Raw genomic sequence first — 19,022 nt, forward strand, 5'->3', positions numbered from 1 at the left:
CAATATTCGGCAATTCGACTGGATTGAATGCAATGATTGCTGTCTGGTTCTGGATTTAACAGTTATCTCAGTGCTTTACGTTTTGTAAATAAATAATCATGGTCAGTTGAGTCAAACAGTTATTATTTCTTGTTCATGATCGAAGTTGTGTAAAGGTGTATTGGGTCCGCATGATTGCATCAAAAATATTTCTGCAACACGTAAGACATGCGAGGTCTTACATGTTGCCGGAATATTCGCCAGATATTTAATAATTATGTGATGCGAGTAACAGAATGGTATTGATTCGCCGATGCCCTTAAGTCTTAGCTCAGACCTAAAAAGTCAGGCAAAACCGGGGCCAGGCGGCAGGTGATCGCGCTCGAAGAGGGCGATGCGCGTCATGCGTTCGATGTGATGTCGTATGCTCGCGCCATGAAGCGTTCCAGTTCGGGAGAGGCCTGCTCGGCCGGGCGCAGGAAATACGTGGTCATGCGTGCGGACTCGTCCGCTAGTGCGCGTGGTACCACTTCAGGGTAGTTAAACGCGGTGATCAGCGGTTCACTGGAAAAGCCCAGTCCGTAACCGCCGGACACGAATGCCAGCATCGAATTGAACGTGGTGACGCGCGTCGCGACATTGGGCTGGATCGCAGTGCTCTGCAGCAGGCGGTCCAGCTGGCCGTGGAAGCCTTCATATGCTTCAGGTCGATAGAGGATCAGTGGGAACGTCAGGGCTTCGGCCAGCGGAATCAATTTGCGAGAGAGCAAGGGATGGCGCGCGGGGATCACGATCATGAGCGGATCGTCCCACAGGGCGTTTGCGATAATTCCTTCGCCGGCCTTGCTGGATCGCGCAAAGCCTGCGTCGTAAAGGTCCTGCCGCAGCCCCTTGAGCTGTTGCGCAAGTGATACTTCAAAAAGACGTATATCGACCTCGGGTTCTTCCTTGCGACACAGTGCTAGTAGCGCGCCCATGCGTTGCGGAGCGACGCCATCGGATAATGCGATGCGTAGGATGCCGCGATAGCCCGAAGCGGCGGATCGAACATTCGTTCTCGCCTGTTCGAGAGCGAGGTTGACGCGCTGTATGTCTTTTAGGAACACCTGGCCCGCCCAGGTCAGTCGTGTGCCATGTCGATCCCGCTCAAAGAGCTGGACGCCAAGGTCAGACTCCAGCTCCTTGATGGCACGCGAGAGTGGTGATTGTTCGATATGCAGTCGTTCGGCGGCACGGCCAAAATGCAACTCCTCCGCAACGGCCATGAAGTATCGAAAGTGGCGTAACTCCATACGGGATCATCCTTGTGCGAACGAGGAACAACAATTGATTCAGACACTCTACCGATGGCTTGTTATGTACCTGTTGAGGAGTGAGATTATTTTTTAAAGAATGGCGATGCTATGGATTTGATAGTTGACACGCACGACGGATCGCCGGGCCATTTGGAGATGCTCCAATTTTAAGGATGGGATAGCGGTGATTGACAGAACACTCGCTCAGCAATCATCGATCGATCGTTCAATCGATGGTCATCTGTATTGGGATTAAAATTCGCCAAAAAATATGTTATTCGAAAGAGAAGAGTTAGAATTGGACACTAGGTGACAAGACAGCGGAGAATCAGTGACAAGGTGCGGAAGACGCTTGAACCGTTGCGGGCGGCGCGGTTGCGCTCGCCGAAAGGCGCCCGTCCTTGCGTAGATGACTGGGGGGCATCGAAGGGATTCTGTTCGTGCTGTACACCTGCATTCCACTTGAGGACTTGCCGCGACGGATGGGCTTCGGCCGCGGTATGACATGCTGGTGTCGGCGACGAGATTGGTACGACGAAGGCGATTGGGGCCGCCTGTAATCGGCGTTGCTCGCGCGATTGCGTGGATACGATGTGACTGGCTGAAGTCGCGTAAGCATCGATGGTACGAGCGTAGCCACCCCCCGGAGGAATGATCCGATCGGGCCGAACCTGACCGAGGTAAGTTCGGCACGCAAGTGCCATATCGCAGCAAACCGTCAGGGTATTCCACTGGCACGCGTGGTCACAGGTGCCAGCCGACATGACTCGAAAGTGTTTGAGGCTGCGCTCGGAAGTGTACGGCTGATGCAGGCTCTTCCGGGTCGGTCCCGTTAGCGCACGGACAACGTTCGTGCCCACAAGGAGTACGAGTACGCGTAGTACCGGAAGTCGTTGAATCGACGAGGTGTGACAGCACGCATCGCTTGACGAGGTATCGAGACCAGCGAAAAGCTCGGTCGTCAACGCCGAATTGTCGAGCGCACCCATATACAGCTTGCCGGTTTCGGCAAACTGCGTCTCTGCTTCGAACGAGGCTTCGGTCACCATGTGGCCTTGCTCCTACTTGCTTGTGCTGTATCTGCTTGCGGCTCCGAACAGGTTTGTTAGCGACGCTTAGTCAACCTAGAAGTGGTCAAGATTCGAATGCTTGCGTAGTCCTCGCCCGATTCGGAGGGGTTGTCGAAGATAGTCGACCTCGCCGAGGAGATAAACAATCGGCTAGAATGACGGCATTGCTTACTGTGGACAATATCGAAGCCATGGCACGGACGCGGTCGGAGAATTTCGACGACATCAAGTTAGAAATGTTGGCGACTGCCGCACATCTTTTTGCGCAAAAGGGTTTCAAAAATACAAACATCATAGACATCGGAGTCGCATGCAATGCTTCAAAGTCGCGAATGTATCACTACTTTCCTTCGAAGGAGGCGATGCTCGAGGCGATGCTCATCCGGCATGTGAACGGCTTGCTTACCATTGCTCGTCACATCACGGAGTCGAAGTTGCAACCTGAGGAGAAGCTGCGACAGTTTGTGCTTGCTCATCTGAAATACTATTTTGAAGCGCGAGATCCTCATAAAGTGCTGCTCGCAGACGCTGAGTATTTGCCGGAAGCGGCGCTGGACGAAGTACGCCGTGCAGAACGTCGCTTAGTCCAACAGCTAGGGGCGCTCCTCAAGGAGCTGAACAAGACAAAGTTTGCTTCCCGACTGGACACCTCGGCTCACGCCATGTTGATCTACGGCATGCTTAACTGGACATACACTTGGTACGAACCGAAGGGTAAATTAAACTTGGCAACGTTAGCGCGAAAAGCAGCCGATTTGTGCTTACACGGGCTCCTCTAAAAGCTCGGTTCGATAATTTTCTGTTCAGTAGCACACTATGCGTGCTGGTCGCTGCCTGAAGTAGTAGCACTAGGGTCAATCAATCCGTTTGCTAGATCCAACGTGAGCGCTAGCTTTCACGAATTCTAGTGATCATGTTCTCAAATGTGACCGACTTCGTGCTTCCTTTCCGAAGGACCTTCTTTTAGCCGCTAGTTTCCAAGTATATTCTATTTTGCTGTTAGCGATTCCTTCGGCATACTAAGACTTTTTGATTTTGCGAGAACGCAAATTTCCTCATTTTCGCTCAGCAGAAAACCTTCAAGAGTAATGATGTCGCCCCTAAGCTTTGGATTTTCGTCTACTGCTACGATGCGCCATTCCATCCGGACGGTCTCGCCAACCGCAACAGCCTTCCGGAATTGGAACTCGAACTCCAAACCGAGACCTGCACTTTTCTGTGTCAAAAAAGTTGCAACCATTCCCATCATCATGGCGGAGTAGTGGGTGCCACTCACAATTAGCCCACCAAACCTGGTTGTTTTTGCAAACTCTTCGTCATGGTGCAGAGGACTCATGTCTCCGGCCATGGTTGCAAATTGCCGTACAGAATCGGTATCAAACGTAACAGTTCGTGATGTAGTTTCGCCTACTTTATAAGCTGGGTTCATTTGCGTGTAATTGACCTTGAGTCTTCAGATTCATAAGGACTCTATGTGTTGAACTTCGATCAGAGAAGCGATGTGAGGTCGCTAACTGTGCCTTCTCCGCGGGGGAATCTATGGAGTAACGATAGAATCTCACATGATTTCTCGATCAATCGGGTATTTCCAGTGTGCTTGAGGCATTTAATGAATTTTTGATCAATTTCATCTGAGGTCATCGGGTTTTTGGGATTCCCTTTGGGATAGTCTGTTGTCCCTTTCATGCACTTTCCATTTTTCAGATAGATGGCAATCTTGATTTTTCCATGTGCCCCTAGCTGAACGTCTTCACATTCAGGATCGTATAGCGAATGCACCTTCCGACTGATAGCCAGTATCTCTTCACGCCGAATGGCATCTTTAGTGAAATCGCTAATGAATAGATCTCCAGTATGTAGAGCTGTTGCGACGTTGTATGCCACGCTAAATCGCGCTTCCACAACGCTGGTGGGTGATTGCTTTTGCTCGATAGGTAAGCACACCAAGTCTCGGATCTGCTTGTTGGTGCGGACTTCAATTCGATCAATGTCATTGGCGCGGTAGATTTTCTGATCGGCGACCGAGTGAGCAAGTGCTACGGCTGAGGTATTCGGACGACATGTCGGGTATGGTTTGAATGCAATATGGTCAATGTTCGTGAAGTCCGTGCCCAGACGATCCTCGATAATTGTGAGGTTCGATCCGGGCTCAAAAGCTGAATAATATCCCCAGCGACCAGTCAGGAACCGATTCGCGCCGGTGAATCCGGCAGCGGCAAGCAAAATCGCCTTTATTGCGTTTGATGCAGTTAGACCTTGTTGATAAAAAACAGACGAGGTGCCATCAATCATGCACTGGGTTTCGCCGAGGGCAGATGTATATGCGATCCCCATTGCATTAATGAGGGCGTCCTCTCCCAATCCAAACAGTTTGCCGGCAGCGGCCGTTGCCGCGATCACTTTGCTCAGGTCGTAGCGGCCACTTTCGAGAAGCGTTTCATGGCGGGCCTTTGCAAACCGAACTGACAGGTCCTGCCCTATGGCGAACGCGGTTAGAAAATCGAGCCCGTTGACGGGTTTCGTTGACAGTTCGGCTACGGCAAGCAAGGGAGGGAAGATCGCTACACTCGGGTGAGTTCCCAGAGAATCGACGACGTCATCAAAGTCAAATACCCGGGAAGCTGCCCCATTTAATAACGCGGCCGCAGGTGCGGGTAGGGCGCGGCTACGTCCCAGGACCCTACACTGTTCTGCTCCGCCCCATTGTTCAACGATGTCGGCAAGAAGGTTCACTTCCGGGTCGGATGCTCCTGCCGACGTTACGCCGAGTATATCGATCAATGAGGAATGAGCGGTATGAATGGCTCGCGGACCTACGCTTTCAGGGGTTGCGTCAATTAGATACTTTGCAATGCGTTTTTCGAGAGTCACCTATATGCTCCATCATGAATAGAAAATGGCGATGTGCTCAGGCAAGCTTCAGACCTTCGGTAGCTGCTATGTTCTGCTCTTCTACCCGAAGCAATATCTGACCGGCGGCGACAGTCTGGTGCTCCGAAACGGCGATTTCTCGTATGATGCCGTCGAAGGGGGCAGTCAACGTTGTAATCATCTTCATGGCCTCAATACGTATAAGAGGTGCATCGAGCCGAACCTGACTACCGACATCGCCCAGAACTTCAAGCACGGTGGCCGGCATTGGAGAGGTGATTAGTGGCGACTTTGGGTTTGGCTTCCCGTGCCGCAGTATTGTTGAGGCCCGCTTTGGGCCGGGTTGAACCTCAAAGTTAGAGGAATAGCCGTCGGCCAGCACGCATGTTCGGCCGTCGAGAGACTTGTTGATATTAAACTCGCGCGGAATCCCATTTATTTTGCAATACAAACGGTTTGACACAGTTGGTTCATCCATTCCTTTACTGATGTGCAGTATCTCAACTCGAAAGCTCATTTCTTCGACGGTCGCATCGATGATATTCGCGCTCGGATGATCAAGCTTTATTTCAACAGACTCGTCTTGGCCCGCTTCACGTACGATATTAAAAATGGCAGACTTAAAATTTTTGTCTGTGCTGAATTTTGGCATGAGCAGACCTCTAGAATGATTCAACGTACGAGCGGGGCTCGTTACGCAGTCGCCAAAGCGAAGCACCCATATTCTTGTGCGTTGATTCGGCATGCGGTTGAATGCCTTCTCTTAGGAAGGCCGAGATTGCGGCAACAATCGCCAACTCGGTCCGGATTGCCGATTTCTCTGCGGGGGTAACGATGAACTCTGCCATCAGTCCCAGGTTATAGGTACCACAGACGAAGTCTGGATGTCGAAGTAGCCAGCGGTGAAAGGGGACGTTTGTGGGAAATCCTGTTACCCGGAATTCCCGGAGGGCATCTGTAGCGCGGAACAATGCCTGCGAGCGATCCCTGCCGTGGACGACGATCTTCGTACACAGACTATCAAAGCGCGGTGACTGAACCGTACCACACGTTATTCCAGAGTCGATACGAATCCCTGGGCCCTCTGGAACGACGTAAGAAGACGCGACTCCTGCAGCCGGGAGGAAATTCTCGAGTGGGTCTTCTGCACATACCCGGAATTCAATCGCGTGACCCACGAAGTGGATGCTATCCTGGTCAAGCGCCAGGGGCTGGCCGCAAGCGGAGCGAATCATTTGTTCCACGATGTCCACGCCGCAGACAGATTCGGTCACCGGATGCTCGACCTGGATGCGAGCGTTCATCTCGATAAAGTAGAAACTACCACAGGGATCTACGAGAAACTCAACGGTACCAGCGCTGTCGTATCCGATTGCCTTTGCCAAATTGGTCGCTTGGAGGTACAGGTTCTGGCGAATATGGTCGACCAAATTTGGTGCCGGTGCCTCTTCGACGAGTTTTTGGCGACGCCTTTGTACGCTGCACTCCCTGTCGCCTAGGTGTACTACTCGTCCGTGTTGGTCCGCAACAACCTGAACCTCGATGTGTCGAACCTGTTCGCCAAGAAACCGCTCGACGTATGCTTGATCGCTTCCGAATGCGTTGTGTGCCTCGCGCCTGACTTCCTGTAGTGCGCTGATGAACTCGTTTTCGGTATGAGCGACCCGAATTCCTCGTCCACCGCCGCCCAATACAGCTTTCACAATGACTGGAAAGCCAATCTGTCGTGCAATTGACACGCAGGAATTGGTATCCGTCGGCATCATTGCACCTGGAATTACGGATGCACCGGCTTGTTCTGCGGCCATTCTCGCCTGTATTTTGTCACCCGAAAGGCGGATTGCATTCGCGTTGGGGCCGACAAAGACAAAACCCTCTGTGACGCAGAGCTCTGCAAACTCCGCGTTTTCCGCAAGGGGGCCGTATCCCGGCGCGATTGCGTCAGCCCCGGTAAGCCTTGCAATTGCGATGACCTCTGGTATTGCTTCAGATGGCGTGCGTGCCTGTATGGGAACGGACAGATTCGCAGCCGTTACATACGGTGCCCCCACATCATCAATCGGATAGGCTGCGATCGTTTCGATTCCTAGGTGGCGACAGGTCCGAATAAATCTCATCGCAATCTCTCCACGACAGCACAGGAGCACCTTTCGGATCATGCTTTTCCTCCAGCGGACGTTGACCTGTCGCTCACGCTCCGCCCCAATGTAGTGTGTGCACGCGTGAACTCCCTTGCCGTGATAGCGCCGGCAACCGATATCTCGCCGGCTAGAGCCACGGATGCCGCGATCTCCGATAGCTTGCGCGCATCATCTTCGCAATTGATCATCGCAAGACATTCCTGCTGAACGGGAAGGCGAGTGCCGCCCCCCACTGTGCCGACGATCATGTTAGGTAGCGTGACCGATGCCAGTAGATCTCCGTTCTCTCGTGGTTCAAACGTAGTGCAGGCATTCTTGAACGATACGGTAACGAATGCAGGATCTTGCCCACATGCTATAAACAATGCCGTCAGCGCGTTGGAAACGTGTATGTTGGGAGCTGTTGCCCCGCGTTGCGCGAGAAGGGCGTTACACGCGCGGAGGAATCGACTCATTCGGGTCGCCGTTGTACGCATCGTATTCTCGATTACCTCTTTCGGAATGAGAACACTGGCCTCGACATAGCGCCCCTTGGCTTCATTTGGTACAAATCGCTTGTCACCGCCAAGGGTGTTGTAATAATCACAGACTATATCCCCGGCATTGGCTAGGATGTACTGACAGGCCGCTTCATTGGCTTTCGTCGCCATATTCAAGCCCATCGCCTGCCCAGTTTCGTACAGAAATGATAGGCCGACCAGTTCGCCGTGGAACAATGGGCTGATTTCTCTTACGCGGGCATAGCGGCTTGTGGCGTTCGCGGCATTAGCGATTGCAGTGGTATTAGATCGAAGCCACGCATCAAACCTCATCGCCAGGGAAGCGTCTCGAAGAACGACGGCAGAGACTTTTGTTAGTGCATCCCCGAGAAAGCGATAAACAGTTCCATCGGTTGACGCATTGGAGTTATTGGGTGCAGTAACATTGCATCCTCCACTGGCTGTAATAACGCGCATACCACGCGAGAACGAGGCAACCAGAGTACCCTCTGTAGTCGCAAGCGGTACAACAAAATTTCCCTGCGCACGAACGCCATTAATTCTGACTGGCCCGGCCAAGCCAACGGGGATGTCTACAAAGCCTACAAGATTCTCGCACGTTCCGTTCACCAATTCTGTCGGATAGCTTTTCCCTGACAGGTGTGGAAAGGATCGACCAGTGCAATCTTCTAGCCAGTGAAGTCGGGTTGTGATTGCGTCCCTGCTGTAGTCGGCATCTGTAAACCTGGGGATCTTCATATCATGTCCATCACAATTGGATGTTCGAGTGGCGACGCTTCGGGTCATTGGGGATTTTTTCGGCTAATAGATCAAAACTTGAAATGAGCGTGTCTCTAACATTTTCGGGGGGGATAATGTTGTTGATGTATCCTCTTCGTGCTGAATATTCACTGCTCGCGTGCGCTTCGCGGTATTCTCGAATTAGCTCAGAGCGCCGTTGCACGGCGTCTTTGGCGTTTTCAAGTTCCCGCTTGAAGATTACGGATACGGCGCCTTCTGGTCCCATGACGGCAATTTCGGCTTTGGGCAACGCAAAAATGAAATCTGTCGCCGACGCGTTTGCTAGGGTGGGGTAGGCCCCTCCATAGGCTTTGCGCAGCACAATTGCAATCTTGGGAACGCTTGCCTCACAATACGCGTGCAACAGCTTCGCGCCGGCACCGATAATTCCACCGGTTTCCTGTTCAAGGCCTGGTAAATATCCAGGCACATCAATAAGCGTAAGGATTGGTATGTCGAATGAGTCGCACATCCGTACGAATCGCGCCGCCTTAACGGATGAGTTCACGTCCAGGCATCCACCCTTGCAATCCGGCTGGTTTGCAACGATACCGACGCACCGGCCCGCAAGATGAGCGAAGGCGCAAACAATATTTGGGGCGAATTCTCGCTGTATTTCTAGCAATTGATGGTTGTCAACAATTTCTTGAATTACATCGAGAATATTGTAGGATTCCGAAAAATTTGAAGGAATGATGCGTTTAAGTTTTTCGGTTGTCCGGCGCTCTATGTCACCTTCGTTCTTGAACGGCGGACGGGTTGAATTGTTCTGGGGAAGATAGCCAAGCAACTCGCGTGCGAGGGAAATTGCGTGTCGTCGACCATCGGCATGAAAATGAGCAAGACCTGTCACCTCAGCATGCACGCGACTGCCACCAATCTCGGCCTTGGTGACACTCTCTCCGGTCGCGGCCTGAATGACTGACGGACCGGTAAGGAACATTGAAGCGTCATTGCCGGCCATGATGATGATATCGGTCAAGGCAGGCGTGTAAGAGGCACCCCCGGCGCAGTCTCCGAATATTATCGAGATTTGCGGCACAACACCTGATGCCTTCACCGTCTTGTAAAAAACGTCAGAAAATTGAGTGCCTGCGTCAACACCTTCGTGAATTCTGATACCTGAGGATTCGTTCAATCCGATGATCGGAGCACCTACGCGCACGGCGAGATCCAGCAAACTTGAGATCTTTACCGCATGCATACGACCGGAGCTACCGCTCAGAAACGTGCGGTCGTGTGCGTAGACAAGGACGGTTCGCCCATCCATTTTCCCATAGCCTGTAACCAAGCCGTCTCCGGGGACGGTGCGGTGTTCAGCGCCGAAGTGTCGTGAGTCGTGTTCTGCCAGCTCGTGCAATTCCACAAACGTAGCAGGGTCGACGAGCAGATCGATAGCTTGTTGTGCGCTGATTGGTCGTTCTTCGGATATAGAGGACTGTTGACACTGAGCGTTCATGAATATCGTTCTCTCGGCAGCAGGAAACAATGAAGGTTCAAGCTCTATGGCCATACGTTGCCGCTAAAGCCAGGTTCCGCGTGTATCGATGTGCATGCTTCGTAGCTGACTTTATATTAATCCGTCCAGACGGTCAAATAATTTGATCGATGTTCCAGACGTGATGTCCGACTGAACTGAGCTCTCGCCGGTCGAGCGAATTGACTAACACAACTATGTGCGACTTCCGTGGGGGTTGAGGCGCAAGCGGAGGTCTCGAACATTTTTTTGGATCGTTAAATCTACGGGCCGAGTCGGCATGGAGAAGTAGAAAGCGTGAAGGGTAAATGGTTAAGCAACGTCAAGTATGCTGGCAGAGCCTTGATAGTGATACTGAGCAAACCTAAGGTGTTTGTAGAAATCAAAGCGTTAGGGAATTTGATCGAAAATTGGCTGCCTAGATAACCTTGGTGCGATGTCAAAAAACGCGTGCCGGGGTGCGCTTGTTGTCGTTGTGCTTGGTCAAGCTCAATATGGGGATGCTCATCATGCTTTCTTTGAAAATTAGTCTTTCGACTGCGACCGTCTTCAAGCGTGATGGGGTCACGCCGGTAACGCGTCCATGCCTAACACTTTCCTGCTGCGAACAGCCTGGTCGACGTGATAACGATTGGCCCAACGAGGCTGTCTCATGTTCCCTTTGGAAGCACTGCCTTTGATCTCCGATATGAATCCAATGTGCGGCAACTTCTCCCGCAGCAATTCGCGACAGATCCACGCACGATGTGCGGTTACCAAGGAGGTATGAAATGAGTGTCACTGTCATTAAAGATCTTGCCAAGGCGGCAACCGAACGCAGAGACGTCGTGACGATAGACAGTCTCGCAAATGGGGAGGGGCGCTACTATCGACATCCGGATTCCGTTGAGATTTCCTACCCTCTGGTCGTTGGAACACGAATTGGTCAATTACAAAGAATTGTAGGGGAGGTTAACATCGCAATTATCGGCGCAGGACCGGCTGGAATTGCCTCACTATATGAATTGCGGCGAGCGCTGCCAGACCTCGGAACCATGCCGCAACCGGGTTATAAATTGAACGTTACGTTGTTTGAAACAGATTCACAAAATTTTTTGTTTGCGTCGAATAGCAATCGACGACGTGCAGGACGAGTTTCATCGCAGCGAGTACCTAATGCCGTCTATGAAATCGGTGCAATGCGTTTCCCATCAATTGCTGGGTTGACTTGGCATTATGCCAGAGCGGCATTTGGCGGGGCTCACGTAGTCAACCCATTTCCCAATCCGGGGACGATTCCGACCGAATTCGTGTTTGGCAGCCAGACCGATCGCTATTTGGGTGATAATTGGCAAAACATGAATTCGCCCACCAGAATGGTCCGGAACTTGGTTTTGGAGGGCTTAGCAGGTATTGGCGGGCCATCATTATATCTTATCGGTAATCGCAGCGCTGCTGCCGTCATTCCTCTGCTAAAAAGTGCTAATACGCCCGCATCGGAGTTACAACAGATAGGGCGGGATTGGGCTGCATTCGTCAAAGATCATGACGGGACAACATTAGAAGCAGCGGTTCGGCATATTCTGACCAAACTAGGCGGGAGGCTTCCCTCCGTGTCAGGCTTAACAGGTCAGCAACTGATAAATTGGTGTGTCGAATTGTTTGGCCGCTTCGGTTTTGGAACAGGAGGGTTCAAGCCACTTTTCAATATATCTCTAGTCGAGATGATGAGGTTAATTCTTTGGGACTATTCAAACGAATATACGTTCCCATCATCCTTGGCACCCACCAACGTTGACTTCATTGAAGCCCTCTACCGCCAGGCGAATTCGGGGGGCAGCATTTTTAATGTTCAGGTTGTACAGGCGCGAGTGTCCGATGTCTTTCATCAAGACAATCCACGTAGGGCCGGCGTGGCGTACTATCGTCCGAATACGAGTTCGGTAGAGTTCTCAACATTCGATTATGCGATCATTGCAATGCCGCACGATGCAGCAGCCCAGATCACAAGTCGACTTGGCTACGGAACAACTGCAGGGAGCGGTGTTCTGATTGGAGATTCCGGGACAGCCAGAAATCCAGGTTTTGCGGTTCGCCCATCATTACTGTTGTCGACAACGACAGGACAAGACGCAGTCAATGCCCGTCCGGTAACAGCCATCGGGATGCTTCATATGACGCGATCGTCGAAGATATTTGCAACCATCACCGAAGCAAATGCGACAGGTGCTCCTGTTCCTCATTTTCCCATGCAGGGAAGCCCAATAAGCGCAGTTATTTCTGACTCGGGACTCGCTGCTACCTACATGGTTCCGAGCACGACAAACCCTGGTAGCTACAGAAGCTTTCTCGTAAGTTACACGTGGGACGACGATTCTACAAGACTGCAACATTCGTTCGCCAATTGGCCTGAAAGTGCAGAGCCTCCGAGGAATGGTGAGATGTTTGGCGCGATGATCAACCGTGCGTATCGCACCGACCCTCACGCACCGGGAAGTAAGTGGTGGCTAGGGCAGTTATTAACGAAGGTGATCCAGACAGACCGAGTGTCATTCGACTGGTCCACCTACCTGACCGCAGGTGGCTTTAAACTTGATTCTACTGGTGATCATCATCAATCGAGTCTCTGTTTTCGCTATCACACACACGCCCTGTACCCAGCACTGAATAGTCGATTTTTTCTTGCTGGATGTAGCTTCAGTCATCTGGGTGGATGGCTGGAGGGCGCATTCATGACCGCAGCCAATGCCGTGGCAGGAATCATCCTTTTAGACAATAACGGGAATCTGGAAAGCCTGAATTCCGAGGCGCGCAAGCTATTTACGACTCTGACGCCAATTATTCCAATGAATTGACATCTAGCCGGTATGTGGCAGCGGTGCTTCGGGCGCAGACGCCAGTCTGCCTATCAACAGCACGAGCCGAATAATCTACCCCATGATCAGGAATTTGACGGACAAATGGTCTATGTTTGAGCGAATGTGATTGACAGGGGAAACGCCCCATATATTCAATACGGAACGTCTTTTCATACGGTGTTCAACCACGTGTGTTACAGCCTCGCCGACGCGGGGTTGTAACTTTCTGCTACCCGAAATTTTGTGAATTTTTCGTTAAAATAAATTAGGGGTGTATATTTTAATAAGTTATTAAAAAATAACTTCAGAAAAAACGATTGTAGTACGGAGAAGAGTTATGGTCGGGTGAGGGGAGTTTTTTGAATGGCGAAAGCGACAAATGTAGTTTCTGTATTCCACGATCGAAGAAGTGCTTCGTGGCATGTCATGGTTGTGAAGTCGCGGTTGTGTTAAGGACGGAATACGCGGATCTCATCAAGGCTGCGGGCGTGCTTCAGCAATCACCCACCGGGCAAGCCGGATATATGTGTGCAGACCATTTTGACATCGTGGACAGGAAGCTTGCAAAAGACGTCGGGCCCATACATGTCGCGATAAGGTCGACCAGGCAAAGGGTTCTTATATGACGGGTACCTTGTTTATTCCCTTGACTAGCGTCGTCGTCCGACAATCGCGCGCCGCAATCTCCGCGCCGCGTCCCCCATGTTACCTGGCCGAGTCGCGCCGAATCCGATTACGAGCCCGGCTTCACCGCCAGCGCGGTAATGCGGCGACAGCGGCGGCGTCTGTAACCCAAGCGCCGTGGCGGCCTCCCAGACGGCGAGATCGGCATCAGGCGCGCTCGCGCCGCGCAGCCTTGCGACCAGATGCAGACCTGCGTCGGGCGCGGATTCCCGGTCAAGCACGTCCGCGCAGTGGCGTTCGAGAGCAACCAGCAGCGCGTCGCGGCGTTCCGCATAGAGCATCCGCATGCGGCGTAGGTGCGTCGCTAAATGTCCCTCGCCGATGAATTCTGCCAGCGTGATCTGCAAAGGCATCGGCGATTGCCGGTCTACCAACGCAGGGGCGCGCGCGAATGCGTCGGCGAGGCCCGGCGGCGCAATCAGGAAGCCGATCCGGAGACCCGGCGCGAGGACCTTTGCGAACGTGCCGACGTAGATCACGCGATTCGCGGCCGATTGCCGGCCGAGCGCGCGGAGCGGGTGCAGCGGCCGACCGGCATAGCGGTAATCGCCGTCGCAGGCCGATGCGTTCGCGGGTACAACGCGATCTCGAAGATGGTGATGTGCGTGAGGCTGCATGCATGGCGCACGCACGTCGCAAATTCCACGATCTGTTCGTCGCACGGAGGAGCGAGGCTAACACTGAAGCGTTGCGCCGGATCGGCGAACTGTACGCAATTGAGGCCGCAATTCGCGGCAAACCACCAGACGAACGAAGACGTGTCAGGCAGGAGCAGGCGCGTCCGCTACTCGATGCCTTCGAGATCTGGCTGCACTCGACATTGGGTACGGTGCCGCAGAAAGGCGATACCGCCAAAGCCATCAACTACGCTCTGAATCAGTGGGTAGCGCTCACGCTGTACGTCGATGACGGTGCCGTGGAAATCGACAACAACGCAGCCGAACGCGCTTTACGTGCCGTCGCTCTCGGTCGAAAAAACTTCCTGCACTTCGGTTCCGACAGCGGCGGCGAACGTGGCGCCGCAATCTATACCCTGGTCGGTACCGCCAAACTAAACGGCCTTGATCCCGAGGCCTACCTGCGCCACGTCATCGCTCGCATCGCCGAGCATCCTGTCAATCGCGTCGACGAACTGTTGCCATGCGTCGTCACCGATCAGCTTCACCACGCCGCCGCCTGACTCAACGCGCTGTCAAGAACGATCGCGGTCGGACGGTTACCGACGCGGGCCGGGCCTACTCGCACCGGGCACTCCAGCGCTCGACGCTTTTCCCTATGACACGTGGGCGCGCCTGTCAGCTCGCTTCTGTCGTGGACTGCCAGCCGCCGACCAACTCGGCTATTCGGATCCGGCTGGCTACCGGCCTCTGCGGGAAGCGATCGCCGAGCATTTGGGTATGACGCGCGGCCTAGCATGCGATGTCGATAGCGTCGTGATCACGTCCGGCGCGCAGCATGCGATCGAGCTCGCCGCGCGCCTGCTGACCGACGTAGGGGACGCCGTGTGGATTGAAAACCCCGGCTTCGTCGCTGGACACAGCGCAATCGACAGCACCGGCGCGCGCGTTGTGCCGGTCCCGGTCGACGCGGAGGGGCTCAACGTTGACATTGGTATACGACTGGCTGCCCGAGCGCGCCTCGCGGTTGTCACGCCGTCGCATCAGTTCCCGCTCGGTGTGACGATGAGCCTGCGGCGCCGGCTCGCGCTATTGGACTGGGCCGAGCGGGAGGATGCGTGGATCGTTGAGGACGACTGCAACGTTCCCCTGAAGTCTTCAGATGGGCCTGTGGATATTCACCAGCCCGCGTGGGACTGTATGCGAACCAGACCGCTGGCGCGTCCTTCGAGCCAGCCGGCCGGTCATCCCGAACGTACGTCCAGAGCCGCGCGGTACGGGTCTTGCCATTGCCGGGCTCGAGCACAGGTACCGGCGTGTCATCCGCGTGAATCTTCGAGGCGGCCATCACATATCGGCGAACGACCTCTACGAGTGGCCGGAGCAACGCACTACACTGGCCGACCCAGTCCGCGAGTGTCGAACGGCTGAGTTCCACGCCGTCGCGCGCATAGATCACTGACTGTCGGTACAGGGGAAGGTGGTCACAGAATTTGGCGACCAGAACATGCGCGAGCAATCCGGGACCGGGCATGCCGCGATCGATTGGCCGATTGGGTGCAGCCGCCTGCACGATGCAGTCGCAACACGGACAGGCCTTCTTGGGTCGGCGGTGACGAATCACTCGCCAATGCCCTGGTACATAGTCGAGTTGCTCGGAAACGTCCTCGCCGAGGTCGCCCAGCGCGCCCCCGCATTGCGGACAGCACGTGTCCTCGGGCTGATGTACAACGTCTTACAACGGAGGACCCGAGGGGATTGCATGCGGGCGAGACTCAGGCAGATCAAGGAGGCGCTGCGGAAGCGCATGCGCGAACCGATTCCAGTGCAAGGGCAATGGCTCAGGCAGGTGGTTCGCGGCTACTTCGCGTATCACGCGGTGCCTACCAACTCGCGGGCACTCGTCGCATTCCGGCATCACGTCACCGATCTATGGCGGCGCACGCTTCGGCGGCGCAGTCAGAAGGACGCCATGACGTGGGAGCGAATGAGACGAATCGCCAATGCCTGGCTTCCGCCCCCTCGAATCCTTCATCTGTGGCCTGATCGGCGCTTCGCCGTCAAACACCCGAGGTAGGAGCCCGGTGCTCGAATTGGGCACGCCGGGATCTGTGCGGGGGGGGGCTCAGTAATGGGCATCCCTACCGCAATTCTGAGTCGGGTACGGCCACTTGACCGTCGTCGAATGCCGCCCTGGTCACGTTGCAAACGGGGTAATCGATGTCACCACTGAAACCGGACGTGTCGCATAGGTCGGAGCGCGACTCCAGCAGCGTCGCCAGTTCGGCCGCCTTCTTCGCGATCCTCTGATTGACTTTTGCGAGATTGCAGCAAGTGGCGCGTGATTCTTCTCTAGATTCCAGAACGCGGCCGTACTGAAGAGCAGACCGGAAAGACCCGGAGCTCTGGCCGACTGCGCTTGTAGCTTGTCGTGCAATTCTTCGTAGACATCCCTCAGCTCGATTCCACGGGCATGCGGCATGGCTGTCTTCGGGCTGGAAGACAGCCATGGCAATTGCCGGCAAACGGCTACGATTTTTTTTGCCCGGCCACGTAGTTGGCCCAGTCCTGCATTAGACAGGCACGCTTTGCGAATAGATCGCCGCGCGCGTATGCAGCTTCGGTCTGGTCCCCGATAGCGTGTGCCAGGGCAGCCTCCGAAACTTCGCGTGGATACTCTGTAGTTTCGCGAGCCCAGTCCTTGAACGTGGAACGGAAGCCGTGCACCGTTAGATCCTCGCGCTTCATCCGTTTGAGGAGCTGGAGCATGGCCATGTTCGACAGGTGTTTGTCTTTCGTGCTCGCAGGAAAGACAAAGTTACTGGAACCTGTTTCGAGGAGAGGTTTGAGCAATGCGATGGAGGCCGTCGAAAGGGCGACACGATGCTCGCGTCCCGCTTTCATGCGTTCTTCAGGAATGGTCCAGATCGCAGACTGAAGATCAATTTCCGAACGGCAAGCACCGATGACTTCGTTGGTGCGGCAGGCGGTCAGAATGGCCAGTTGCAGTGCGATTGCTGCCGCACCCTCCTGGGTTCGAACTTGACACATGAAGCTGGAAATGTCGGCATACGGAAGTGCCGCGTGGTGCTGCACTTTTTGCAGACGCGAGGGCCTTGCCAGCAGTTGATCGAGGTGGCCTTTCCACCGGGCGGGGTTTTCTCCGGACCTGAAGCGATTAACGGTAGCCCAGGCAAGGACGGACTCGATGCGACCACGCAGGCGCGAAGCGGTTTCCGTTTTGCTTTTCCAGATTGGTTCCAGCACCTTGATGATTTCATCGGTGTCGATCTCGGCCACCATCATGTCGCCGACAATTGGGTGAGCGTAGGTCGTGAGGGTGCTTTCCCATTGAGCAGCATGCTTTTCGTTTTTCCACGATTCCCGATGTGCCTCGATGTACTTGCTCGCGCAATCACGGAAGGGCAGCGATTTGGTGCGTTCACGTTTCGCGGCGCGTTGTTTGGCGAGCTTGTCGTCTAGCGGGTCAACCCCGGTGAGAAGTTGTCGGCGGCAGTCAAGCGCCAAGATGCGCGCCTCGGCGAGTGAAACCGTATGGATGGGACCGAGACCCATGCCGCGCTTCTTGCCATGCCGCATGTAGCGGAAAAGCCACGACTTGCAGAGCGTTCGGGTAATCTGCAAGTACAGACCGCCGCCGTCGCTGTAGACCCCCGGGCGTTTTGCCCGTGTTACCTGGATAGCGGTGAGCCGATTGAGAGTTCGCATACAACCTCCTTAGCTAGCAAAATGACTAGCAAATGGTTCCAAGCTTCCCGTGGCTCTGACAGGATGTTTGCGGAATCGGGGTTACCCGGATTCTTTCCTATATCCTTGATACCAAAGGGCTTTTGGAACTCAGTAGAGGTTAGTGAATTTCACAATGTGGGGCGCTCTCTCCGCCAGTTGGACTCCGTCTCCGCCAGCAATGGCGGCAAACCCCGCAGAGTCCAGGCTCTGCGGGGTTTTGTTTTTGTGCGTTCGATTTCCGCTGGATTCGCGGCGGCGCTTGCTGATAGGCAAGCGCAAAAAAACTTGCGCTGTTTGTATCGACCTTGCCTGATGGTTTGCTGCGTGTCGGCAGCGCCGCATTTGCGATGAGCGTATCGCATGGATCGAGCAACGCGTCGACGCAACGCTCCTGCTGATTACACGGCGGGACAGTTTTCACCGAAATCCGCTCGCATGTAACCAGACGTTACGCAGGCGCCCCCACTGCGATCTTATGCATCAGTTATTACAAACGTGAAATACGCAGATCGCTACCTTGCGTTATATTTCCGCCCACAGAACACATTCTTCCAAAGGGTGATCAATGAAGTCCGCTCGTCTAGTTCCACTTCTGCTCGGGGTTTTGACGTTGGGTGCATCGGGTGCGGCAATGGCCGGAGGGCTTAACGTCGGAGTCAATATCGGCATTCCCGCGCCGGTCTACGTCGCGCCGGCGCCGGTCTACGCACCGCCTCCGCCGCCCCCGCCGCCGGTCGTGTATCAGCCGGCTCCGGTGTACTACGGCGGCCCGTCGATCGTGATCGGCTGGCATGGCGACCGCTACTGGGACGGCCGCCGCTACTGGGCACGCGATGACTGGTATCGCCATCATCCCCCGGGCCACAGCGACTATGGTCACAATCACTACGACAATCATCGCGGCTGGCACTAAGCCATCGAGCAGCCATCGAGCGCGATCGACTAGCGTCGTCGATGCAAAAAAACCGCCTGAAAAGGCGGTTTTTTTTTTGCCTGCGGCGTTTCCATCATGCCGTGATAT

At 54.3% G+C, this 19,022-nt stretch carries 12 protein-coding genes and 4 pseudogenes; 6 read left to right on the top strand and 10 right to left on the bottom strand.

What is annotated here, in order from left to right; genetic code table 11:
* Positions 1-380: 380 nt before the first annotated feature.
* Entirely contained in the window at positions 381-1,271 is an 891-nt protein-coding gene (locus BGI01S_RS05260; protein WP_042323022.1) for a LysR family transcriptional regulator, read from the bottom strand.
* A gap of 312 nt (positions 1,272-1,583) precedes the next feature.
* Here BGI01S_RS05260 and BGI01S_RS29375 point away from each other — a divergent pair.
* Together BGI01S_RS29375 and BGI01S_RS05265 are read left to right on the top strand one after the other, a co-directional pair.
* Positions 1,584-2,383: pseudogene (locus BGI01S_RS29375) on the top strand (IS5 family transposase).
* 116 nt (positions 2,384-2,499) lie between these two features.
* Complete coding sequence (locus BGI01S_RS05265; protein WP_232624349.1) at positions 2,500-3,123, top strand: TetR/AcrR family transcriptional regulator; 624 nt, start codon at positions 2,500-2,502, stop codon at positions 3,121-3,123.
* Positions 3,124-3,332: 209 nt separating this feature from the next.
* Here the strand turns inward: BGI01S_RS05265 and BGI01S_RS05270 are convergent, their stop codons facing one another.
* From BGI01S_RS05270 to BGI01S_RS05290, 6 genes are read right to left on the bottom strand one after another with little or no spacing between them, the layout of a single operon-like run.
* Positions 3,333-3,773 (bottom strand): MaoC family dehydratase, encoded by a 441-nt coding sequence (locus BGI01S_RS05270; RefSeq protein ID WP_042323024.1) that lies wholly within the window; start codon positions 3,771-3,773, stop codon positions 3,333-3,335.
* A 59-nt stretch (positions 3,774-3,832) separates the two neighbouring features.
* On the bottom strand, positions 3,833-5,215 hold the full coding sequence (locus BGI01S_RS05275) for an MmgE/PrpD family protein (protein WP_084585274.1): 1,383 nt from the start codon (positions 5,213-5,215) through the stop codon (positions 3,833-3,835).
* Between the two features lie 37 nt (positions 5,216-5,252).
* Positions 5,253-5,867, bottom strand: a complete 615-nt coding sequence (locus BGI01S_RS29380) for an acyl-CoA carboxylase biotin carboxyl carrier protein subunit (protein ID WP_167335629.1) — start codon at positions 5,865-5,867, stop codon at positions 5,253-5,255.
* Positions 5,868-5,877: 10 nt separating this feature from the next.
* Positions 5,878-7,374, bottom strand: a complete 1,497-nt coding sequence (locus BGI01S_RS29385; protein WP_084585276.1) for an acetyl-CoA carboxylase biotin carboxylase subunit — start codon at positions 7,372-7,374, stop codon at positions 5,878-5,880.
* Entirely contained in the window at positions 7,371-8,594 is a 1,224-nt protein-coding gene (locus tag BGI01S_RS29390; protein WP_084585277.1) for a hydroxymethylglutaryl-CoA reductase, read from the bottom strand. The genes BGI01S_RS29385 and BGI01S_RS29390 overlap by 4 nt, the downstream gene beginning before the upstream one ends.
* A 10-nt stretch (positions 8,595-8,604) precedes the next feature.
* Positions 8,605-10,095: an acyl-CoA carboxylase subunit beta gene (locus BGI01S_RS05290; RefSeq protein ID WP_052400439.1), complete on the bottom strand. Its 1,491-nt coding sequence runs from the start codon at positions 10,093-10,095 to the stop codon at positions 8,605-8,607.
* A 788-nt stretch (positions 10,096-10,883) separates the two neighbouring features.
* Here BGI01S_RS05290 and BGI01S_RS29395 point away from each other — a divergent pair.
* Positions 10,884-12,947, top strand: a complete 2,064-nt coding sequence (locus BGI01S_RS29395) for a flavin monoamine oxidase family protein (RefSeq protein WP_084585278.1) — start codon at positions 10,884-10,886, stop codon at positions 12,945-12,947.
* A 653-nt stretch (positions 12,948-13,600) separates the two neighbouring features.
* On the opposite strand, the gene BGI01S_RS05295 is transcribed toward BGI01S_RS29395, so the two are convergent.
* The gene (locus BGI01S_RS05295; protein ID WP_084585279.1) at positions 13,601-14,113 is read right to left on the bottom strand and encodes a hypothetical protein; all 513 of its coding nucleotides are present in this window, start codon (positions 14,111-14,113) and stop codon (positions 13,601-13,603) included.
* 76 nt (positions 14,114-14,189) lie between these two features.
* Between BGI01S_RS05295 and tnpC (BGI01S_RS05300) the strand changes: the two are divergent.
* Together tnpC (BGI01S_RS05300) and BGI01S_RS31365 are read left to right on the top strand one after the other, a co-directional pair.
* Positions 14,190-14,814, top strand: a pseudogene (tnpC, locus tag BGI01S_RS05300) (IS66 family transposase); the annotation flags it as partial.
* 217 nt (positions 14,815-15,031) lie between these two features.
* Positions 15,032-15,328, top strand: a pseudogene (locus tag BGI01S_RS31365) (aminotransferase class I/II-fold pyridoxal phosphate-dependent enzyme); the annotation flags it as partial.
* Positions 15,329-15,384: 56 nt separating this feature from the next.
* Here the strand turns inward: BGI01S_RS31365 and tnpC (BGI01S_RS29405) are convergent.
* A pseudogene (gene tnpC / locus BGI01S_RS29405) lies at positions 15,385-15,980 on the bottom strand (IS66 family transposase); the annotation flags it as partial.
* Positions 15,981-16,780: 800 nt separating this feature from the next.
* Complete coding sequence (locus BGI01S_RS05315) at positions 16,781-17,980, bottom strand: tyrosine-type recombinase/integrase (RefSeq protein WP_042323033.1); 1,200 nt, start codon at positions 17,978-17,980, stop codon at positions 16,781-16,783.
* 586 nt (positions 17,981-18,566) lie between these two features.
* Between BGI01S_RS05315 and BGI01S_RS05320 the strand changes: the two genes are divergently transcribed.
* On the top strand, positions 18,567-18,914 hold the full coding sequence (locus BGI01S_RS05320; protein ID WP_042323035.1) for a hypothetical protein: 348 nt from the start codon (positions 18,567-18,569) through the stop codon (positions 18,912-18,914).
* Positions 18,915-19,022: the final 108 nt, after the last annotated feature.

This window comes from Paraburkholderia ginsengisoli NBRC 100965, assembly GCF_000739735.1.
GTDB classification, from domain to species: Bacteria; Pseudomonadota; Gammaproteobacteria; order Burkholderiales; family Burkholderiaceae; genus Paraburkholderia; species Paraburkholderia ginsengisoli.

Coding starts and splice junctions, on each gene's coding strand:
- BGI01S_RS05260 (WP_042323022.1), bottom strand. CDS start 1,271: ATGGAGTTACGCCACTTTCGATACTTCATGGCCGTTGCGGAGGAGTTG.
- BGI01S_RS05265 (WP_232624349.1), top strand. CDS start 2,500: ATGACGGCATTGCTTACTGTGGACAATATCGAAGCCATGGCACGGACG.
- BGI01S_RS05270 (WP_042323024.1), bottom strand. CDS start 3,773: ATGAACCCAGCTTATAAAGTAGGCGAAACTACATCACGAACTGTTACG.
- BGI01S_RS29380 (WP_167335629.1), bottom strand. CDS start 5,867: ATGCCAAAATTCAGCACAGACAAAAATTTTAAGTCTGCCATTTTTAAT.
- BGI01S_RS29385 (WP_084585276.1), bottom strand. CDS start 7,374: ATGATCCGAAAGGTGCTCCTGTGCTGTCGTGGAGAGATTGCGATGAGA.
- BGI01S_RS29390 (WP_084585277.1), bottom strand. CDS start 8,594: ATGAAGATCCCCAGGTTTACAGATGCCGACTACAGCAGGGACGCAATC.
- BGI01S_RS05290 (WP_052400439.1), bottom strand. CDS start 10,095: ATGAACGCTCAGTGTCAACAGTCCTCTATATCCGAAGAACGACCAATC.
- BGI01S_RS29395 (WP_084585278.1), top strand. CDS start 10,884: ATGAGTGTCACTGTCATTAAAGATCTTGCCAAGGCGGCAACCGAACGC.
- BGI01S_RS05315 (WP_042323033.1), bottom strand. CDS start 17,980: ATGCGAACTCTCAATCGGCTCACCGCTATCCAGGTAACACGGGCAAAA.
- BGI01S_RS05320 (WP_042323035.1), top strand. CDS start 18,567: ATGAAGTCCGCTCGTCTAGTTCCACTTCTGCTCGGGGTTTTGACGTTG.